General features: G+C 33.6%; 13 protein-coding genes, 1 tRNA gene, 2 pseudogenes and 1 riboswitch. Of the genes and pseudogenes, 8 read left to right on the top strand and 8 right to left on the bottom strand.

The window, feature by feature from the left end:
- Positions 1–837, bottom strand: an 837-nt coding sequence (locus ACFVSH_RS04375) for a hypothetical protein (protein ID WP_387705053.1), incomplete at its 3' end; no start/stop codon positions are given.
- A gap of 377 nt (positions 838–1,214) precedes the next feature.
- Between ACFVSH_RS04375 and ACFVSH_RS04370 the strand changes: the two genes are divergently transcribed.
- Together ACFVSH_RS04370 and ACFVSH_RS04365 are read left to right on the top strand one after the other, a co-directional pair.
- The gene (locus ACFVSH_RS04370) at positions 1,215–3,296 is read left to right on the top strand and encodes an ATP-dependent nuclease (protein ID WP_387705051.1); all 2,082 of its coding nucleotides are present in this window, start codon (positions 1,215–1,217) and stop codon (positions 3,294–3,296) included.
- The gene (locus ACFVSH_RS04365; RefSeq protein WP_387705049.1) at positions 3,296–5,149 is read left to right on the top strand and encodes a UvrD-helicase domain-containing protein; all 1,854 of its coding nucleotides are present in this window, start codon (positions 3,296–3,298) and stop codon (positions 5,147–5,149) included. The genes ACFVSH_RS04370 and ACFVSH_RS04365 overlap by 1 nt, the downstream gene beginning before the upstream one ends.
- A gap of 118 nt (positions 5,150–5,267) precedes the next feature.
- Here the strand turns inward: ACFVSH_RS04365 and ACFVSH_RS04360 are convergent.
- A pseudogene (locus ACFVSH_RS04360) lies at positions 5,268–5,465 on the bottom strand (IS4 family transposase); the annotation flags it as partial.
- Between the two features lie 289 nt (positions 5,466–5,754).
- On the opposite strand from ACFVSH_RS04360, the gene ACFVSH_RS04355 reads away from it, so the two are divergent.
- On the top strand, positions 5,755–6,777 hold the full coding sequence (locus ACFVSH_RS04355; protein WP_387705047.1) for a HEPN domain-containing protein: 1,023 nt from the start codon (positions 5,755–5,757) through the stop codon (positions 6,775–6,777).
- Between the two features lie 428 nt (positions 6,778–7,205).
- Here the strand turns inward: ACFVSH_RS04355 and ACFVSH_RS04350 are convergent, their stop codons facing one another.
- Complete coding sequence (locus ACFVSH_RS04350) at positions 7,206–9,398, bottom strand: DNA topoisomerase III (protein ID WP_387705045.1); 2,193 nt, start codon at positions 9,396–9,398, stop codon at positions 7,206–7,208.
- Positions 9,399–9,472: 74 nt separating this feature from the next.
- Positions 9,473–9,727 carry a transposase gene (locus ACFVSH_RS04345; RefSeq protein WP_387705043.1) on the bottom strand — a complete coding sequence of 85 codons (255 nt, stop codon included), beginning with the start codon at positions 9,725–9,727 and terminating at the stop codon, positions 9,473–9,475.
- A 124-nt stretch (positions 9,728–9,851) separates the two neighbouring features.
- On the opposite strand from ACFVSH_RS04345, the gene ACFVSH_RS04340 reads away from it, so the two are divergent.
- Entirely contained in the window at positions 9,852–10,085 is a 234-nt protein-coding gene (locus ACFVSH_RS04340) for a helix-turn-helix domain-containing protein (protein ID WP_387705041.1), read from the top strand.
- Positions 10,086–10,253: 168 nt separating this feature from the next.
- Positions 10,254–13,523, top strand: coding sequence for a DEAD/DEAH box helicase (locus ACFVSH_RS04335; RefSeq protein WP_387705039.1), 3,270 nt, complete (start codon positions 10,254–10,256; stop codon positions 13,521–13,523).
- A 120-nt stretch (positions 13,524–13,643) separates the two neighbouring features.
- On the opposite strand, the gene ACFVSH_RS04330 is transcribed toward ACFVSH_RS04335, so the two are convergent.
- A complete protein-coding gene (locus tag ACFVSH_RS04330; RefSeq protein ID WP_387705037.1) occupies positions 13,644–14,330 on the bottom strand; it encodes a hypothetical protein in 687 nt (228 codons plus the stop codon).
- Complete coding sequence (locus tag ACFVSH_RS04325) at positions 14,317–14,874, bottom strand: hypothetical protein (RefSeq protein WP_387705035.1); 558 nt, start codon at positions 14,872–14,874, stop codon at positions 14,317–14,319. Before ACFVSH_RS04325 ends, ACFVSH_RS04330 begins: the two co-directional genes overlap by 14 nt.
- Before the next feature lie 67 nt (positions 14,875–14,941).
- Here ACFVSH_RS04325 and ACFVSH_RS04320 point away from each other — a divergent pair.
- Positions 14,942–16,127: pseudogene (locus tag ACFVSH_RS04320) on the top strand (DNA topoisomerase); the annotation flags it as partial.
- Between the two features lie 146 nt (positions 16,128–16,273).
- On the opposite strand, the gene ACFVSH_RS04315 reads toward ACFVSH_RS04320, so the two are convergent.
- Positions 16,274–16,438 carry a hypothetical protein gene (locus ACFVSH_RS04315; protein ID WP_260285827.1) on the bottom strand — a complete coding sequence of 55 codons (165 nt, stop codon included), beginning with the start codon at positions 16,436–16,438 and terminating at the stop codon, positions 16,274–16,276.
- 613 nt (positions 16,439–17,051) lie between these two features.
- Between ACFVSH_RS04315 and ACFVSH_RS04310 the strand changes: the two genes are divergently transcribed.
- Positions 17,052–19,040, top strand: coding sequence for an acyltransferase family protein (locus tag ACFVSH_RS04310; RefSeq protein WP_387705033.1), 1,989 nt, complete (start codon positions 17,052–17,054; stop codon positions 19,038–19,040).
- A gap of 197 nt (positions 19,041–19,237) precedes the next feature.
- Here the strand turns inward: ACFVSH_RS04310 and ACFVSH_RS04305 are convergent.
- Positions 19,238–19,311: transfer RNA gene (locus tag ACFVSH_RS04305), tRNA-Arg, on the bottom strand.
- A 228-nt stretch (positions 19,312–19,539) separates the two neighbouring features.
- Here ACFVSH_RS04305 and ACFVSH_RS04300 point away from each other — a divergent pair.
- A complete protein-coding gene (locus ACFVSH_RS04300) occupies positions 19,540–20,394 on the top strand; it encodes a polysaccharide deacetylase family protein (protein WP_387705057.1) in 855 nt (284 codons plus the stop codon).
- Between the two features lie 88 nt (positions 20,395–20,482).
- Positions 20,483–20,655: riboswitch (cobalamin riboswitch) on the top strand.
- Positions 20,656–20,703 lie beyond the last annotated feature (48 nt).

The raw sequence follows: 20,703 nt of genomic DNA, 5'->3' as shown, positions 1-20,703 counted from the left end.
GCTTTCTACTATTGATAGGGTGAGTTCCTTATATTCTGGTAATGAAATACTAGAGAATTTCATACTTACAAAGAAAAAAATAAGAGTGGAAATTACTGAAATAATGATATTGCTTATTTTTAAAACATTACCGAGTTGTTCAAGCTGATAGGGTGGATGTATTAAAATTATAAAACTTAAAAAGATAATGGAGTATATGCTTATTATAATGAAATCGAATAAGTCATTTACTTCAAACATATATGAGTTAAGTATCAAATTAGTAGGTTCAAAAAAAGATATAAAATTAAAATTATTTGAATATTCTATATTACCTCCGTCCATTGCCCAGTTCATTACCCATAATAAAACGTCTAATATTGAAGTGATTACTAAAAGTATTACCAGTACTCCAAAAAATGTAGTGCATAATATACTGATAAATCTCAGAATAAAACAATTATAGTATATTGCAACACCACTAAAGAAAATGCAAATGGAGATACATAATATTGAGAATCCATGTATACTATCCCAAAATGCTTCTGAATTTGGCCTATATTTTAAAATTAATATTATTAAAAAAGTAAAAGCTGATATTATTACTAAAAAACTCCCTCTTTCTTGTCGATCTGTCTTATAGTCTTTTTCTTTAATATCTAGGAAATCTAGTCTCCTCAATGAAATATATAGCCTTATAGCTTTTAAAACCCAAAGTAGTGCTAATACACCTGCAAATATGTAAAACAAATAAAAATGAATTATGGAAAAAATGCAGGCGATAGCAAGATACATTATTGAATGTCCCATTCCTTTTTTTGTATCCATATTATCAATGAGTATCCAAAGTTTATTCATATAGCCTCCGATTTAAAAATATTCTTCTGTATTTATAGTAAAGTCGATTGGAAAGAAGGTGCTTTTGGAATTATAAACCATTTATAAAGTGATTTCTATAGTTAATAGTTTCTGGTAGAAGAGGTGTTTTATGGAGATTAATAATCGAAAAAAAGTTAAGTTAAGGAGAAGTATGAATAAAGGTAAACCGGTACCATTCTCTTTAGCTAATTCACCATTTAAAATGGAGGCAGGACTGAGATGTCAGTGAGATTATTATTGAACTATTGTTAATTTATCTCTATAAAATTCAATTGTACAAAAGTACATTATTCATCTAATGTGCTCATTTTACATGTTATAATATGGTAAAATGAGCACATTAGATGAGGTGTAATATGAAATTAACAAAACTAATAATTGAAAATTTTAGATCCTTCGGACCTATCCCTACGACTATAAATATTGATGATTTAACGGCATTAATAGGAGCTAATAGTTCAGGGAAAACCACTATATTGAATGCAATACTAAAACTATTGGGTGATAGTAAAGATATTAAAAAATCAGATTTTCATCTCTTGCATAACCAAACAGCTGAAGAAATAGATGAGAATTACTTTAAGATTGAAGCAAAGTTTGATTTTACACCTTTAGAAGATAATAAAGAAAGCTATGCTATACCCATTTACTTTGAAAATTTTGTAGTATCTGATCCAGGTGGAGTACCCTATATCAGAATATTATTAGAGGCAACTTGGAAGCAAGGTTATGATCCAGAGGGAAGTATTGATTATAAAATTTATTATATTGCTTGTCCCGAGAGTGAAGATAGTGAGAATCATCTGAAACCAATCTCTGCCCACGACAGATCAAAAATAAAGGTTATTTATGTTCCTGCAGTAAGAAATCCATCCGAACAATTAAAAAACGCGACAGGTACTATTTTATGGAGAATTTTAAAACAGATAAATTGGAAAAAAAGTGACGAAAATTTAATTAAAAGTAAGATTGAAGCATTAGATGCAGTAATTGCAGATCAAAATGGAATATCAGCAATTAAAACTATTATAGCTGAGCAGTGGAAAATGTATCATTATGATCACCGATATAATAATGCAAGTATTAAATTTGGTAGTAATGAGTTAGAAAGTATACTAAAAAAATTAGAGGTTGAGTTCACACCAACCCATACAGAAAAAGCATTTACAGTATCAGATTTAGGAGATGGCCTTAAATCTTTGTTTTATTTAAGTTTAGTAGATTCGCTATTAGAATTAGAAAATCAAGCTATTGAAGAAATAATTAATAATGTTGAAGAAGAAAATCGAATTCTTAATATAGATCCTCCTGCATTAACGTTAGTTTTAGTGGAAGAACCGGAGAATCATGTTAGTCCACATTTATTGGGGAATGTTATTAATAATCTTAAAAGTTTAGGAAGTAGAGAGAACTCTCAAATTCTTCTAACATCTCATAGTCCGTCTATAATAAAAAGAGTTGATCCTTCTAAAGTGAGACATTTGAGAATTAATAAAGAAAGTAGCTCAACAATTGTACGTGAAATTTTGTTACCTTCCAAAGAAGATGAAGCCTTTAAATATGTAAAAGAAGCAGTAAAGGCTTATCCGGAACTTTATTTTTCTTCATTAGTAATTTTAGGAGAAGGTGATAGTGAAGAAATTCTATTACCTAAATTTTTATCATTGTTAAATGGAGATTTAGATGCAAGTGGAGTTTCTGTAGTTCCTCTAGGTGGAAGACATGTTAACCACTTTTGGAAACTATTACATCAACTGAACATACCTTTCATTACACTATTAGATTTGGATAGGGAACGTAGTGGTGGAGGATGGGGAAGAATAAAATATGTGTTAAAACAGCTCATTGAAATGGGTGCCAGTAAAGAAAAAATATTAAAGTTGGAAAGTGGGATTGTTCTTACACTTGAACAATTGGATCAAATGCATACTTGGGGTTTGGATGAAATAGAAACGGATATCGAAATTCTTAATAAGTGGTGTGAGTTTCTCGAAAAATATAATGTTTATTTTTCTAATCCTTTAGATATTGATTTCTTAATGTTAGAAAGTTTTTTAGAAAATTATATTGGAATCATTAAAAGTAATGAGGGACCACGTCTGAAAATAGATGAAAATTTATCAGTTAAAATTCAAGATTTAACTAAGGAACAGCAAGAGTCGAATGAGTATCAACAAAGATTAATAAAGGATATTAGAAAAGCGTTAAAAGAAGAAGGCGGAAATGGCGATAGTTATACAGAGAAACAAAAAGAATTAATGATTTGGTATGGCTATTTCTTTTTGGGGCGTGGAAAACCAGTTACACATATACAAGCAATAAGCAATATAGATATTGAAGTTTTAAGAGAATCAATACCACCTGTTTTAAAAAGATTAGCTGGGAAAGCTAAAATAAAAATTCAAAAGCAAAATATTTATGAAGGTGGAATCAGCTAATGCGTGTTTCCTTGGAGGATTGGATTCCAAAAGGAGAAATAATATTAGAAGAGAATGCAATGTTAGCAGTAAAGCAGCTAAATAACAGTTTAGTAGTTGCGGGACCGGGTGCAGGAAAGACTGAGTTGTTAGCACAAAAAGCCTGTTTTTTACTAGAAACGAATATGTGTAGAAAGCCTCGAAAAATACTAGCAATAAGTTTTAAAAAAGACGCCGCGGAAAACTTGAAAAAAAGAGTGGACTTGAGAGTAGGAAATGAACTTGGTATAAGGTTTGTATCAAAAACTTTTGACTCTTTTGCCAAAAATATAGTAGATCATTTTATATCTGCTATAGATACAAAGTATAGGCCAGGGATAAATTATGAAATAGCTACCACTAAGGACATTGTTAGTGCATATGCTTATTTTAAAATTTTCCCTTTAAAAGGTGAAAAAAGATCCGACTTTATAAAGAGAATAGAAGCTCATTTGTACAGCCAAATATTACCTATTCGAGATAATGAACTTTTAGAGAACGTCTGGGATTATCTTATTAAAGAAGACGATAATAATCCTTCAAAGTTGACGTTTACAATGATAAGTTATATCGCTAACTACATCTTGAAATCAAATCCTTTAATATTAAAATCTTTGCAGCAAACCTATAGTCATGTTTTTCTAGATGAATTTCAAGATACTACCTCATATCAATATGAATTGGTTAAGACCTGCTTCCTGACTTCAAGGGCTGCTATCACTGCTGTAGGAGATAACAGACAACGAATAATGGTTTGGGCTGGAGCTAAAACGGATATCTTTGAGACGTATATAAACGATTTTAAAACAGAAACGTACAGTTTATTAATGAATCATCGTTCTGCTCCTAGATTGTTGGAAATTCAAAAAGTAGTTAATAATTATCTACAAGAAGAAGCTTTCGTGCCAATAGCTAGCTCAAAATGGTCTAAAGAAGACGGGATAGCTGAGTTATGGTACTTTGAAAATTATTCAGAGGAAGCATCAGCAATTGCGAGCAAAATAAGAGAACTTATAGTAAAAAATGAGATTTCACCTAACGAAATATGTATATTAGTAAAACAGACTGTAGATACGTATGCTAGAGAAATTATTAAAGAGTTAAAGTCATTAGAAATAGAAGCTCGAAATGAAGCCATTTTTCAGGACTTATTAAAAGAACCGGTAGTAATATTGATAATAGATACTATAAAAAGTTCTTTTAATGTTAAAGACAGCGATGCTTGGTTAAATATTTTAGATATAAAAATGTCTTTGTTGGGAAAAAAAGGAACGACACTTAACGGATCCGTTACAATTATAGTTTATACACTGAAATCTTTTCTAACTAGTATTAAAAATAATCTAATTCAAGTAGCTCATTTTGAAGAATTTAGAGGTATTATTTCAGATATTATAAATTTTTACGAACTGGAAAAAATAAAAAAAATTTATCCTCAGTATGCCCAAGGAAATTTTATAAATCAGCTGACAGATAATGTAGCGAATTATTTGTATCAATATTATTTAAAGAAGAGCAATTGGTTCGAGGCTATTAATAGTTTTGAAGGAAAAACATCCATTCCAATTATGACTATCCATAAAAGTAAAGGTTTAGAATACGAAGCAGTTTTTTTTGTTGGGTTTGAAGATGAAGCATTCTGGAAATTTACTGAACAAGCCAATGAAGATACCTGTACATTTTTCGTGGCACTTTCAAGAGCAAAGTCATACCTTTACTTTACCTTCGCTGATATTAGAAATGGTTCATTTTGTAATAATACAATAATATCACCCCTATACGATATGTTAAGAGAATCTAAAATCGTAGAAGAAATAACCTTCAATAAGGGGTAGTGTCGCATGCCCATCAAGCTAACTAAGTAAATTACTAGATATGAAATGATCCTTGTTTCAAAACTAGCGAGTGAGGAAAAATAGGCATGCCTAAGCCTATTAAAACGCGATTTTTTCGCTAGGCAGCTTGTCTATGCTTCACCGTCGTTTCATACACGACCCCTAGAATATCAAAGACGGTCATCCTCTTATACCGATGACATTTACGACCGTTCTTTTTTAGCAGCTGATAAAGGCGATGCAGAATTTTCAAAAGTTATTCTGTGCCAACTGCTATCGCTTGAAACAGTAACGGAAAGTAATCTTTGGAGCCGTAATGAAGTTGAATGGCTAAAACCTCTTTATGGTTGGACCAATGGTGAGCTGGAAGGGTATTTTTGTGACCAGCATTATTATCAAATTAAAGCTTTCAATTACCGTCAGAAGAAAGCTTATGAGGAATATACTAGAAATTCAAACATTAAAGAGGTCAAATAAGCTCTCTTTTTTTATACCTAAATAAAAAATTATAGATCAAGTTGATATTTCTTTTAATTCATTATATGATACACGCCTATATTTGTTATAAATTGTAGTGATTACCAAAAAATATAGGAGGAATTAAATTGAGTGCACAGACCTATTATCTTTTGTTAGATAAATATATCAAAAAGGAAGAGATTCATAAGATTGCTATCGGCTGTGATTTTAAAAAAGAGGAAGGACCATATAATCATTATGGACGAGAAGATCTTTATTCATGGGAAGGTCCAAAATACGAATCTATTAGGGGGTGCTATTTTTCATTTGGTTATGATGTAGATTTAAGTGATCATGCTATAGAAACAGATATCTATAAAACACTTTGTGCCACTTCAACTCGCTTAGGTTGCAGTTATGCTGACCGAAACAAACAAATCGAAATTATAAAAACTATTCAGGATTTATATGGAGGCAAGGTATACGATCCAAATTTTAATACTTGGGAGCTTAGAGAAAACGAGATTCCTCAACTTTCAAAAACTGAAATAGCTTGCGGTATGGTATATGTTAATTTTAAGGTTGAATTATATAATGCCAGGTACTCAATCGAAAAAGTAGACACAAGACAAATATTTTTAGATGTAAGCTTAGATAGGTACGAACTTCCACCATCTTTACATAACAACAACAGATTACTTACTCAATTCGTTTCAATTTTTGAAACATTTTTGAAAGATTTTTTTGTGAAATATTTAGAGACAAATGATAAGGCTTATGAAAATTTTACAGGTTTTCCAAAGAAAGAACTAAGTAATGAGAGGAAAATTGAAAATTATGTAAAAAAATCTTGTAGTTTTCAAAACCTGAACCCTAATTACGAAAAATCTGCGATTAATGTATATAAAAAATTCCTTACTTTTGATTTAAAGAAAGAGGTATTAGATATAAACTATAAAAATGAAACTATAACAATCCTGCTCCTTTTAAAAGAAATTCTCGATATTAGACATAAGATAGTTCACGAGACGAAATATAATAAACACTTAACTAAAGAAAAAATGATGGAATATAGTAAGTTAATAGAAAAATTCGGAGAGGTATTTATTCACAAATTTCAAGAGAAACATAATCTTAAATTGTTAATTGAAAGTGAGATAGGTTATTAATTTTTATTATTCATCTCTATCCTAGAGAAGAACCAAAATGCACCAGAATGTCTTTGAATTCAGGGCTTTTTCATGCAACCTAATAACTATTATATTTGGGGTCCTGACGCATCGCCATCAAGTTAAAATTTTATGCACCCCAAAACGAAATTTTGGACTTCTTGTAACATTTATCGTTTTGGGGGTGGCCTGTTTTCTTAGCAAAGAGGGCATGGGGTAGTGTCAGGAAAATGTGGATTTACAACGTTAAGGAAACGAAAATATTAAAAAGCCCAACTTTTCAATTTTAAAATTGAGAAGTTGGGCTTTTTTCTGTTACTCCAGAAAGATACGTAATAATTTAGTAACTATTTCCATACAGACATATATTTTTTCGATATTTACCATGCTTCAACAGCATACACTCTATGCTTAATTGATGAACTAATTTATTTATCAAACTTCATACCTTTTAATAAGTCTGCAAACGGATTATTAATCGGTTCAGCTTCTTTTTCTTGCTGTTTTAAGTACTTTTGTACAGAGCGTTTATCCACTTTTCCACCAGACTCTTTTTTTCGTCTTGCTTCAAAAGCAGAAAGTTTCTCGCGATATCCACATTTACATGTGAAAATTTGACCGTCGCCTTCACCACGTAGTTCCATTTTCTTTTTACATTGAGGGCAGCGTGCGTTGGTTACGCGTGCCACGTTCTTTTTATGACCACATTCACGATCTTGGCAGACCAGCATTTTACCTTTCTTGCTGTTCACTTCAAGCATTGGCTTACCACAGTCTGGACAAGATTTTGTTGAGATATTGTCATGTTTATATCTTTTATCACTAGTTTTAATTTCACTGACAATCTCTTTTGTGTAATCTTTCATTTCATTGATGAACACATCTTTTTTCAGTTTCCCTTTTGCGATTAGCTCAAGCTTTTGTTCCCATTCAGCTGTTGTCGCAGGAGATTTTAATTTTTCTGGCACTAAATCTAAAAGCTGACGTCCCTTAGATGTGAGATAGATTTCCTTACCGCCACGTTTTTCGAATAAGAACGAATTAAATAATTTATCAATGATATCAGCACGAGTGGCTACTGTACCAAGCCCTCCAGTCGATTTTAACGTGTCTACAAGCTTTTTATCGTTTGTTTTCATGTGTTTCGTAGGGTTTTCCATTGCTGATAGTAAAGTCGCCTCAGTAAAGCGTGCAGGGGGCTTTGTTTGGCCTGACGTTTGAGTTATTAATTTTGTCTTTAATACATCGTCTTTCTCAATACGAGGTAATAGCTGATCTTTTACATCATCTATAGATTCTTCATCATCAAAATGGTTTGCATAAACTTCTTTCCAGCCAGAATTAATCACTAATTTTCCTTTAGCGATAAACTTTTGATCACCGATTTTCGTTTGCACGGTTAATTGCTCATATTCAAATGCAGGGAATAAAACAGCTAAAAAACGTTTCACGACAAGGTCGTAAATTTTACGTTCTTTATCAGTGAAAGATGAAAAATTCACATAACCTTCAGTAGGAATAATGGCATGATGATCACTTACTTTACTATCATCTACAAACCCTTTTGACACTTTAATAGGCTTATTTAATACATTATTTGCAAGAGAACGATATTCACCTACAGCACACGCTTTTAAACGCTCTGGAAGCGTACTAACGATATCTGAAGATAAATAACGTGAATCTGTACGGGGATAAGTTAAGACTTTGTGTTGCTCGTACAATTTTTGCATAATGTTCAATGTTTCTTTAGCAGAATAGCCAAAGAGTTTATTCCCATCACGTTGTAACTCTGTTAAATCATATAGACCAGGTGCGAATGTTTTCTTTGCTTTGCGGTCAATGGAAACAACAGTCGCATCTTTACTTCCAAGTGATTTCACGATTGAATAGGTCTTTTCTTTATTAAAGCTACGACTATTTCCGTTTGCATCTTGCCACGTTAAATTAAGTCCATCTGTTTGGGCTTCAATTCCATAATAGGTTTGAGGTTTGAAATTCGTAATTTCCTCTTCACGTGCTGCAACCATTGCAACTGTTGGTGTTTGAACACGTCCACAGTTTAATTGTGCATTAAATTTTGTTGTTAAGGCACGAGTTGCATTTAATCCGATATACCAGTCTGCTTCCGAACGTGCTACTGCAGAAATATATAAATCTTCATAAGCTTTACCAGGCTTTAAGTTATTGAATCCATCTTTAATAGCTCTATCTGTTACAGAAGAAATCCAGAGGCGTTTGATTGGCTTATGAACTTTTGCTTTATCAATAATCCAACGTGCAACTAATTCTCCTTCTCTCCCCGCATCAGTAGCCACAATTATTTCATTCACATCACTGCGATTTAATTGTGTTTTAACAGTATTAAATTGCTTTCCAGTTTGTTTCATGACAACTAACTTCATGTGTTCAGGAAGCATAGGAAGGTCTTCTAGCTTCCATGTTTTATATTTAATATCATATGCCTCTGGATCTGCTAGTGTAACTAAATGTCCTAATGCCCACGTAACGATGTATTTATCGCCTTCTAAAAACCCATTACCTTTTTTATTACACTTCAATACATTTGCAATATCACGTGCAACTGAAGGCTTCTCAGCAATTACCACACTTTTTGACATTTGTTCAAACTCCCTTACTAACTATTTACCGTCTAATATAACATAATTTCAAGGAGGGAATTGCCTATACACTCCTATTTAGAGGACATAATAGACATCGCTTGTTTGAGAATTTCAACTTCTTTTTTTAAGCGTATATTTTCTCTAGAAATCTCATTTAACTTTTTAGGAGAAATTGTAGTTTCTATATTTGAATAAATCTTAACCCATGTGTAAATAGAAGTAGGGGATATTCCATATTCAGCCCCTAAATCCGGAACAGATTTACCCTCAATATGTAATTTAACAATACGTTTTTTAAACTGCTCGTCATATTTTTTATAAGTCATAGCTATAACTCCTGACAAAATTTTAATTAGGCTGATTAATATTGTAACATCGTTAAGTTTTGATGACTATAGTCGGTCGAATAGGATGGCGTTTTCCTTAGTTAATTAACTAAGAGGTGATGTCATGAAAATTCCAGAAGCATTCGGACAAGTATTACGTAAGCACAGAAAAGCAGCTAATCTTTCACAGGAACAATTAGCTCTGCAATGTGATTTAGACAGAACATATATTGGTTTACTTGAAAGGGCCCAGAGGCAACCGAGTATATCTACATTATTTTCTTTATGCGAAGTTTTAAATGTCTCACCACATATATTAATTAAAGAAATAGAAGAAATTACAAAACCTATTCAGTGAAAAAGTATGAGCCTGCACTATCAAATAGTAGTGCTGGCTTCCATTTTATAGAATAAAGGTAGTAAAATAGTTATTAATCAAAATTCTATTAAAAAGTTGAGAGTGATAGCAGGATCGCCGGTATATATAACATTTCGAAGAAAAGTGATTATGGGATGGGGAGATATTTTGAAAATCACAGTACCCGATGTTCGAAAAAAAATTTTTAAACAAACAGGTTGTAGGAATTATATTGACCATATACTTGAAGGTGGAAAAGAGATAAATGGTGAAATTATTAAGGCAGAAATAATGTTCTTTAATTTGAAGTGTGGAAAAGAATTATATTGCTTCACCACCGATAAAAAGGTGTTCGATCTATCAATAGCTCATGTGCTTCTTATAGAGAAAATGAAAATTGAACAAAATTTAAATGTTGAGGAAATTATGATAAAGGATTGGGTTAAACATCCTTTACTCTCTAGAGAATTCAATAATGAAGAAATTATAGATAGCTGGAATCGGGCATTTAATTTCATTGAGGAAAATTTAGATAGGGGAGAAAAGGGGCTTCGGAGACCACAAATCGGCGCGTTATATTCAATTTTGAGCCACCTAAAAGTGCCAAGTGATGTAGCAACAGTAGTAATGCCTACAGGAACGGGTAAAACAGAAACAATGCTATCAACATTAATAGCAGCCAAATGTGAGAAACTTTTAATTACCGTTCCAAGTGATTCTTTAAGAGCCCAGGTTGGCAATAAATTTTTAAAATTAGGTTTATTAAAAGAATTTGGGATTGTTAATAAAAGTGCCATGTACCCGAAAGTGGGTTTGATTTATGAAAAGTTTCCTTCTACAGAGTTATTGGAAGAGTTTTTAGAAAAATCCAATGTTATTATTACCACAATGAATATTTTATCTCGAATGGATGAGAAAAGTAGAACTTTACTCTCAAAGTATTGTACTAATGTATTTATAGATGAAGCTCATCATGTAAAAGCAGCTTCATGGGAATTTGTTAGAAAGGTTTTTGCAGACAGTAAAGTAATTCAATTTACTGCTACTCCATTTAGGAATGATGGAAAAAGCTTAGATGGAAAGATTATATTTAATTACCCTCTAGAAGAAGCACAAAAAGAGGGTTATTTTACAGAGATAGAATTTATAGCTGTTAAAGAATACGATAGTAAAAAGGTTGATAGAGTAGTAGCGGAAGTAGCTATTGAGAGGTTAATTCATGATATAGGTAATAATCTTCCTCATATTCTGATGGCTAGATGTGCAAATAAAAATAGAGCACTCGAAGTTTTCAAAATATATAAAGAATTAACAGCTACGACTGATTTAATTCCTGCCTTGATATATTCAGGAATAGAAAATCAAAAAGGCATTTATCAAGAAATTATTGATAAAAAATATAATATTATTGTATGTGTAGATATGTTAGGAGAGGGCTTTGATTTGCCCGAATTAAAAGTTGCTGCACTACATGATATAAGAAAAAGTTTGCCTATTACATTACAATTTATAGGGAGATTTACTCGAACGAAACACGATGAAGTATTAGGTAGAGCAGCATTTGTTGCTAATATAGCTGATTTAGAAGTTACAGGAGTACTTGATGATTTATATAGTAATGATGCAAACTGGAATAATTTGATTAGTAATATAAGTTCCACTAGTGTTGAATCTGAAGTAGAGTATAAAGATTTCCTTGAGGGTTTTAAAAATATAAATCAATCTAACTTTGCATTTAATAATATACATCCGAAATTAAGTACAGTTGTATATGTAGGTAGGAGTGAGTCTTGGTCACCTTTGGTATTAAAAACTTATTTTGAGTCAAATACTAATTATGAGTATGTGTTTTATGATATTAATAAGGCTGAAAATATGGTCGTGATTATTTATGCTTCAAAAAATTCTCTTGATTGGTTAAACGATAAAAACACCTATAATTTATCATGGACTTTAATAATTTTAATTTGGAACCCAGATCAAAAATTATTGTACATTAATAGTTCGGATAATTCTAGTCTATACAAAGAAATAGCAAATCAAGTAATAGAAAATGCAAAACTAATCAATGAAATGCAGGTTTTTAAGTCACTTTATAATATAGACAGATTAAGGTTACAAAATGTTGGTATGAAACTTTTCTTAGCTAAGGATATTCGCTATCGTATGAGTGTAGGTAGTGATTTAAGTGAAGCTATACCATTAATGGAAAAACAGAGAAGTCAAAAGTCATATGTAGTTGGAGCGGGATTTGAAAATGGGGAGCCAGTTAATATTGGTTGTTCTTATAAGGGACGGATCTGGACTAAGTTACAAGGGAATTTATTTACTCTAAAAAAATGGTGTAATAATGTTGGAGAAAAATTAACGAATTCATCAATTGACCCAAATCAAGTATTAATTGAATGTTTAGTCCCTGAAAGAATATCTGAAATTCCTGATGTAGTTCCAATAGGTATTGATTGGGATTATGAAGTATATAAGGAGAACGAAACTAGATTTCAATTTAAGGTTGGAAATATTGAAAAAAACTTAAGTGAAGTAGAGTTAAGTATAAAAAGTTTTGATGTTAAAGACCACATTGAAATTGAACTAAAAATAGGAGAAATTTATATACCTATTAATTTTAGAGTATTTAATGATTTTATTGATGGTTTTGATGAAGGTGTACCAAACTTTAGATTTGAAATTACAAGTGAAGATCAAGTTCAAGTAAAGTATGGCTCTAAAAGAGTGCCTCTTCTAGATTTTCTTGATATCTATACTCCAACTATTTGGTTTGCAGATGGTTCTTCATTGACACGTAACGATTATATTGTTTTGAAGCACGAAATCAATTTATACAATAGAGAAGCATTAATTCCATTTGATTGGACTAATGTCGATATATCTAAAGAGTCCCAACATGTTAATCCGAAAGTAAAAGATTCTATACAATATAAAATGATACAATATTTAAAAGAAAAGGATTATGATGTTATTTACGATGATGATGGAAGCGGTGAAATAGCGGATATTGTAACAATTAAAGAAGTTGAAAATGAGTTGAAAATACAATTTTACCATTTAAAATACGCTCAAAAAGGTAGAGTATCTGCAGCAATTGCAAATCTTTATGAAGTTTGTGGACAAGCCCAAAAATCTACTCAATGGAAATATAAATCTGGCAAAGAATTTTTTAGTCATTTACTTAGAAGACATGTAAAGACATACTCTGGTGAACAGTGTAGTCGATTGGAAAAAGGTGATTTAGAATTTTTAGAAACACTAAAGACTAAAGCTAAAAAGAAAATCCCCATGTCTTATGAAATTTATATTGTTCAACCAAGTATCTCACAGAAAAATGTCAATGATGATATATTAACTTTATTAGGAGTAACAGAAAATTTCATTAAAGAAACAACCGGTATAGACTTAAAAGTTATTTGTAACAATTAATCTAACAAGTAAGATGATTTAAAGTAAAAAGGTAATAACTCATTTGGTATAACTCCTTTATAATTATTTTGAGCCTTACTTGAATAGTTTAGTAAGGCTCTTATTTGTAACTTTATAATTTTAGCTGTTTTCCAAGTCAAGATTAAATAGCTCGTCAAGTTTTTTCATCTTTCTTTCGTTTACATTGGTAGTACCAGAATCTATTTTATTTTGAAAAATTTCATTAGGATTAGTTAATTCTAATACTTTTGAAATTTGCTTTGGTAAAGGAATAACCTCAGCCTTTACATTAGCTTGTTTTAACTTTTCTGAACGACCGTATAAATGAGGAAAATAACTTTCAGCAACTATTTGATTATAAAGTGCTTCGAAGTGTATTTTCTGCTCCGTTGTTTTGGATAGCTGTTCTTTTAGTTGATCCTTTTCTAACTGTATTTTATGCGCAGATTCTTTAAGTGTATGTAATTGTTTAGCGTCAGTATATAGATCGCTAATAATATTTAAAAGCTTTGCAATTTCATTTTTTAACTCTATTGTATTAGTACCGTATTTTAAAAATAGTTCTTCAACGCTAGGAATAGTTATAATACCACTTTCATCAAGTTTAGGAATGTGGACAGGTGTATTTAATTGTTCGATGAATTCTTTCATTCGTCTGCTCCAAGTATTTCTACCTATCCCAGTTTCCTTTTCTAATAGTAGAGATGTTAATTTACGATTAGGTTGTTTGTATTTAACTTCTAAAGCAATTTGCTTTAAATCCTCATCAGACCATTTTAGTGGTTTACCTCGTTTAGTATTTACCATTCATATCACCTGTAATATCAGCATCTACTTTAGATTTTAATTCAATATAATGTTGTAATTTTTTAGCTGCTGAATTTCTTTCTGCTGTATTTAAATCGTGGCCATATCTTTGTGGTAATGAAAATAAGCTATCTAAGAGCGCAATAGACTCTTCAATCCGTTTTTCTAAATCTTTAGAGTGATGAGAAAGCCATTTAATTGCTTCTTCTCTTTCATTCACACTAGGAGAGAAAATGTATTTTGGACAAAACTCGCAAAATTCGATACAAGTGTTCGGGAAATTATCTTTAAGTTCTGAACAAAAACCATATTGAACTATACCTACATGCGATTCATTTATTTTATTCCTCTCAATTAAAGATTTATGAACAATATACTTTTTCCAACCTACAATAGAGCTGTCCATTTTATAGCTAATATTAGTTTCAAGTTTTAGTTGAGCTAACCTATATACATAAGATTGTGCGAAATGTTTAGCATGACTGAAATAACCTTGCGTAATTTTAAGTTCATTATGACCGGCTAGTGTAGCCACATTATGCATACTAAAACCTTGTAAACACATATTTATGATAGCGAAATGTCGAGTATCACCAGCTTTCACACGTTCCAAGCCATATGCCCAGTATGCATCGAGGATCCTGCGCAGCCCGATTAAGGTCAATAAATCGTTCGTGGATGATAGCAAGGTTTCCGATCACCATGCAATCATCCCTACTGAGCAAACACCGCTGCCGGGAAAACTGAGCGACAAAGAATCGAAAATCTATGATTTGGTCGTGAAAAGGTTCCTTGCTGTATTGATGCCGCCTTTTGAATATGAACAAACGACCATCACCGCAAAAATGGGGCAGGAGACGTTCATGGCAAAAGGGAAGGTCGTCTTGAAGTCAGGTTGGAAGGAAGTTTATGATCACCAATTCGATGAGGAAGAAGCTAAAGATGGCCTTGCAGAGCAACTGCTTCCGAACGTTCAAAAAAGTGACAATTTAACCATTTCGACCGTGAAACAAACAGAGGGTGAAACGAAACCGCCGGAACCATTCAATGAAGGGTCGCTTCTTTCGGCAATGGAGAATCCTGCTCGTTTCATGGCAGGGGAAAGCAAAGAGCTCATCAAGACCTTGGGTGAAACTGGCGGGATCGGAACTGTTGCAACGCGTGCTGATGTTATTGAAAAGCTGTTCAATAGCTTCCTGATCGAGAAGAGGGGAAAGGGCCTTCATGTTACCTCGAAAGGAAAACAACTTCTTCAATTGGCACCTGAAGATCTGCGATCTCCAGCTTTGACAGCTCAATGGGAGCAGAAGCTAACCGCGATTGCAAAAGGGAAGCTGCCAAAACAGGCTTTCATCGGCGATATGCGCGCCTACGCCAAAAATATCGTCCATGAAATCAAAAATAGTGACCAAAAATTCAAGCATGATAACGTGTCAGGAACGAAATGTCCTGATTGCGGCAAGCTGATGCTTGAAGTGAATAAGTAAAAAGGGAAAAATGCTTGTCTGCCAAGATCGAGAATGTGGCCACAAAAAAGGTGTTTCACGTGTAACAAATGCCAGATGCCCACAATGTCACAAAAAGATGGAAATGCGCGGTCAAGGAGAAGCACAGACATTCACCTGTAAGTGCGGTTTTCACGAAAAACTTTCTTCTTACAATAAACGAAGAGGGCAAAATAAAAATCAAAAAGTATCCAAAAATGAAGTCTCCAATTATATGAAAAAGCAAAATAAAGAAGAGCCGATCAATACTGCTTTGGCGGATGCCTTAGCAAAACTGAAATTCGATAAATAAAAGAAAAGAGTCCTTCACCTTTAGCTCCGTGGTGAAAGGGCTCTTTTTTTATGGGGTTATTTGAAATGGCGAAATCCTTATGAATGAAAATGACGGCAGAAAGGGATGGAGCGAGTGCTCCATCCCTTTCCATATATCTGCTTCTGTTAAACTTCATTCAGTACGGTGCCATGTAATTCATATTCAAGTGTTTTGTCAGTGTGTGTGTGTTTATCCGAATCTACTCGTGTGAGTGTACTGAATGGTTTCTGATCACCCGGACTGAAAATTGCTTCATCATTCTCTGGATTCCATAGGCTGTAAATACTCATGATCGTATCCTCCTCCTTTGGATGAGAAGACTAGTAATTCCCATACTTGATTATCATCTAACGCTTCCATTGACTCTAACGCTGATCACCGGGACTAAACACCGCTGCGTCATTCTCTTTGTTCCATTGGCTTCTGATTGTACTCATCATGCACATCATCTCCTTTGGTGAGAATGTCTTACAGTATATTTATACCCGGACGGGACAGGTTAAAACATATATTTTTAAAAAAACATGATTTTATCCAGAAATCCATGTAATAAAACAAACCTCCTTTTACAATCAAACAGTGTGAATTGTATTGTTCGTTTTTTTTGCGGGGATTTTCTTGAATTTGACAGTTTAATAAACCCGGTCAGTTGGAGCATGCCCACGTTTTCGTTAGTCCATGGTGGACTGACCTTTTTTATAAAGTAACGTTCTATTTCAATGAATGGAAAAGCGAGGGGGCTTCGTATCCAGGTAACATACATTTTCTGTAAGTGGCCTGGTTGATAAGTTGGAAGAAGCTCCGAACTTTAAAGAACCTTTTCTACTATATTGACAAATCATTATTGTAAAGTGATATAATTTTAAATTGTATGCATGACGAAAAAGTAGGAGATAGAATCAAATGAAACAACCATTAATTAATATTGAGAGTAAATTCAGACCCGAGATCGAAGGGTTACGCGTTGTTGCGGCACTGCTGGTAGCGGTATATCATATATGGTTAAATCGTGTTTCCGGCGGGGTTGATGTATTCTTTGTAATTTCAGGTTTTCTTATTACCACTTCAATCGTTTCCACAATTAATCGAACAGGGGAATATCGTTTTCTGCCATATGTCACAAAGTTAATGAAAAGATTACTTCCTTCTGTATTTTTTATTCTTGCAATTGTTCTCGTTTTAAGTTGGTTTTTATTACCTAAATCAATTTTAGATAAAACTATACATGAAGTATTTGCCTCCATGTTTTTCTACCAAAACTGGCAATTGGCATTTTCGAGCACGGATTATTTAGATTCCAGCCAAATGAAAACGCCTGTTGAACACTTTTGGGCTTTGTCCATACAAGGACAATTTTATATCATCTGGTTTTTGGTATTCACTTTAATTTTATTTTTAATAAAAAAATATAAATTAACTAAAGTTAAAACATTAATCAATACTATTTTAGTCATATTATTTGTTTCTTCTTTTATATATTCCATATATTTAACCTCTGTCAATCAGCCATGGGCTTATTTCATTACGATGACACGTGTGTGGGAATTTGCTTTAGGCAGTTTGCTCTGTATCAATTTATCATTAATCAAGGTAAATAAATATATTGCTACAGTGATAGGCTGGCTCGGATTAATCGGATTAATTTTAACTGGAATAGTCTTTAATGTATCTGAAATGTTTCCAGGGTATATTGCCTTATGGCCAATGACCTGCGCATTATTCATTGTTTTGTCTGGTACACGCGATACGAAATATGGTGTCAAACGCTTTTTAGGTTCCCCGGTAATGGTGAAGCTAGGTGGAATAGCCTTTGGAATCTATTTGTGGCATTGGGTATTATTGGAGTTCTACCGTTATAATGTCCAGGAAACTCCAGGATTCATCGTTGGAACTCTTATTATCATTTCATCAATTGCCCTTTCGTTTTTAATGACTCGATTTATAGAAGAACCAATCCGAAGCTCAAAGGACAATAAATTCTCATTCAAGAGAATAGGGTTAATGGGCAGTGTGAATGTACTCTTGATTGCATCTCTTTTAATTGGAGTATATATAGATAAAAATAGGTTGGAAAATAATATAAACGATAAAAATTATCCAGGAGCGTTAGCTGTAAAAAACCCTGACGATATACCTGATCAAGAACCAATTCCGTCATATTCTAAAGTCTTTGATGATTTACCAAAAGCGCATTTGGACGGCAGTAACCAAGGGTTAAAGGAAAGTGACTTGAAAATTGGGGAATATGGCAAAACTGAAAATTACGATGCTACAATTGCCCTGATCGGCAGTTCCCATTCAGAGCATTGGTTAGGTGCCATTTTAGAAGCAACAAAAGATGATAATTATCGTGTATTGAATATGACTCGTTCAGGTACACGTTTTTCAACAGGTTATGCGGATGATGATTTGAAAGGTATCTGGGTCAATAATGTTCTCGATTATCTAAAGGATGCAGATGTAGATCTTGTCATTTCTCACGCCACAGCTTCTGATTCGCCTAATAATAAAATACAACAACAAATGGTCGATCAGCTGCAGTATGTTAAAGATGAATATGGTATTGAAGTGTTAGCGATTCGTGATGATCCAAGATATAGTTTTAACGTACTGGAATCATTAGAAACAGATGGACTAGAAGAAACTACAAAAAAAATGAATTCAGCAGATAATCAGAAAGACGAAAGCTTTTGGAGACAATTTGAAAAAGAGAATAAATCCTTGCATAAAATTGACTTAACAGATTACTTCAAGGTAAACGGTAAATTCCAGCCCATTATAGGTAATGTTATAATTTACCGTGACAATAGACATTTAACGAATACTTATTCTGAAAGTTTCGGACCTGTTTTTGAAGAAAAAATCAATGAGATAGGTTTAATTGAAAAGTAAGTATAGCTAATTGGAATTTGTTTGAAGTCTAAATATAATAAATATCTGAGTTCTGTGTTTTACAGGGCTTGGATTTTTTTATATCTATAGGGATTGATGAAGTAGTGGTTAACTTTGTCTGACCGCCACATAAATTACAGAAAAAAACCCTGTTACGATGCGGAAGAACTGCATTGTAACAGGGTTTTTCAAATTAGCGTCCCAGATAGGAATCGAACCTACGACCTACAGCTTAGGAGGCTGTCGCTCTATCCTGCTGAGCTACTGGGACATATATTTAAGTCGACGACTTATTTATTATATTTCTTATAGGCAAACTTTTCAAGCTTATAGCACATACTTATGAAAAAAATCTTCATAAATGCTCAGCAGGGCACTATGCACTTTTGTTTTCCTATTAATTCTTTAAATGGAATACTTTATTATCGAATAGTATTCTGATACTATTATACTAGAAAAAATTAGGGGAATGATAGTGAAAAGATATAGAGTTTTATGGATGGTGGCATTGCTGGGAATTTTAATTTTACCTGGATGTTCACAAGGGATTGTAGAGGGTATAGGCATAAAAACGGCTGCACCGATTGCGGAAGATGACATTGAAATGGTCGAAGCGGCCGAGAATGGGACTGAGACTGGTCAGGATTTGGATGGCCAGATCGATACGGGAGACTGGATAATGGCCAAGTCCGCGGTCAGGCTTCCAATCTTGATGTATCACAGCATTTCTGAAGGGAATGGACTTCGGGTTCCAATTGAGGAATTCCGAGCACAGATGGCTTGGCTTCGGGAGAATGGTTACTATACATTATCCCCTGAAGAAGCATACCTCGTTTTAACCGAGAATCGGATGCCGAGTGAGAAGTGTGTCTGGCTTACTTTTGATGATGGCTATACAGATAACTACACGGAGGCTTTTCCGATATTAAAAGAAAATGATATGAAAGCAACTGTCTTCATGATCGGTAAGTCCATTGATAAAGGTCATCACCTGACTGAAGATCAAATGTTGGTGATGAGCAGGAATGGGATTTCGATCGAAAGCCATACCATCAACCATTTGGAGCTGAACCGCATGACGGCAGTACAGCAAGAAGCGGAAATGGTTCAGTCGAAAGAGCTATTCGACCGTAAGCTCGACCAGGACACGACAGTGCTTTCCTATCCGGTTGGCCGGTATAATGAAGAGAGTCTAGCGCTGTCAGAAGAAGCGGGATACAAGATGGCAGTCACCACCGAACCTGGGGGAGCTTCAAGGGACCAAGGGATGCATGCCCTGCATCGAGTTCGGATTTCACCCGGGTTATCAGTCGATGGGTTTGCGTCACTGATTGAAAATTCTTCAAATCATTGAAGGTGGACGGGTCATTTCGAACTTGTTCAGAAAAATCATATAATAATCGATTCTTACATGGTGTATAATGAAGGCAGTGAAAATTATATACATAAGAACGATTTGGTGTCTTAATGACTTAAAAGGGAAGTTGGTGAAATGCCAACGCGGTCCCGCCACTGTAAATGGGAGCTGACGGCTGTGTACCACTGTATGAGATATGGGAAGGTGCCGTTGACGATGACCATGAGCCAGGAGACCTGCCAGAATTCGTACACCTGTAACCTACGCGGATGGGAAGGTGTGTGGCAGACCCTGAGAAAGAGTCCG

Source organism: Peribacillus sp. NPDC058002, assembly GCF_042886655.1.
Classification (GTDB): Bacteria; Bacillota; Bacilli; order Bacillales; family DSM-1321; genus Peribacillus; species Peribacillus aracenensis.
This window is presented reverse-complemented; position numbering and strand designations above follow the sequence as displayed.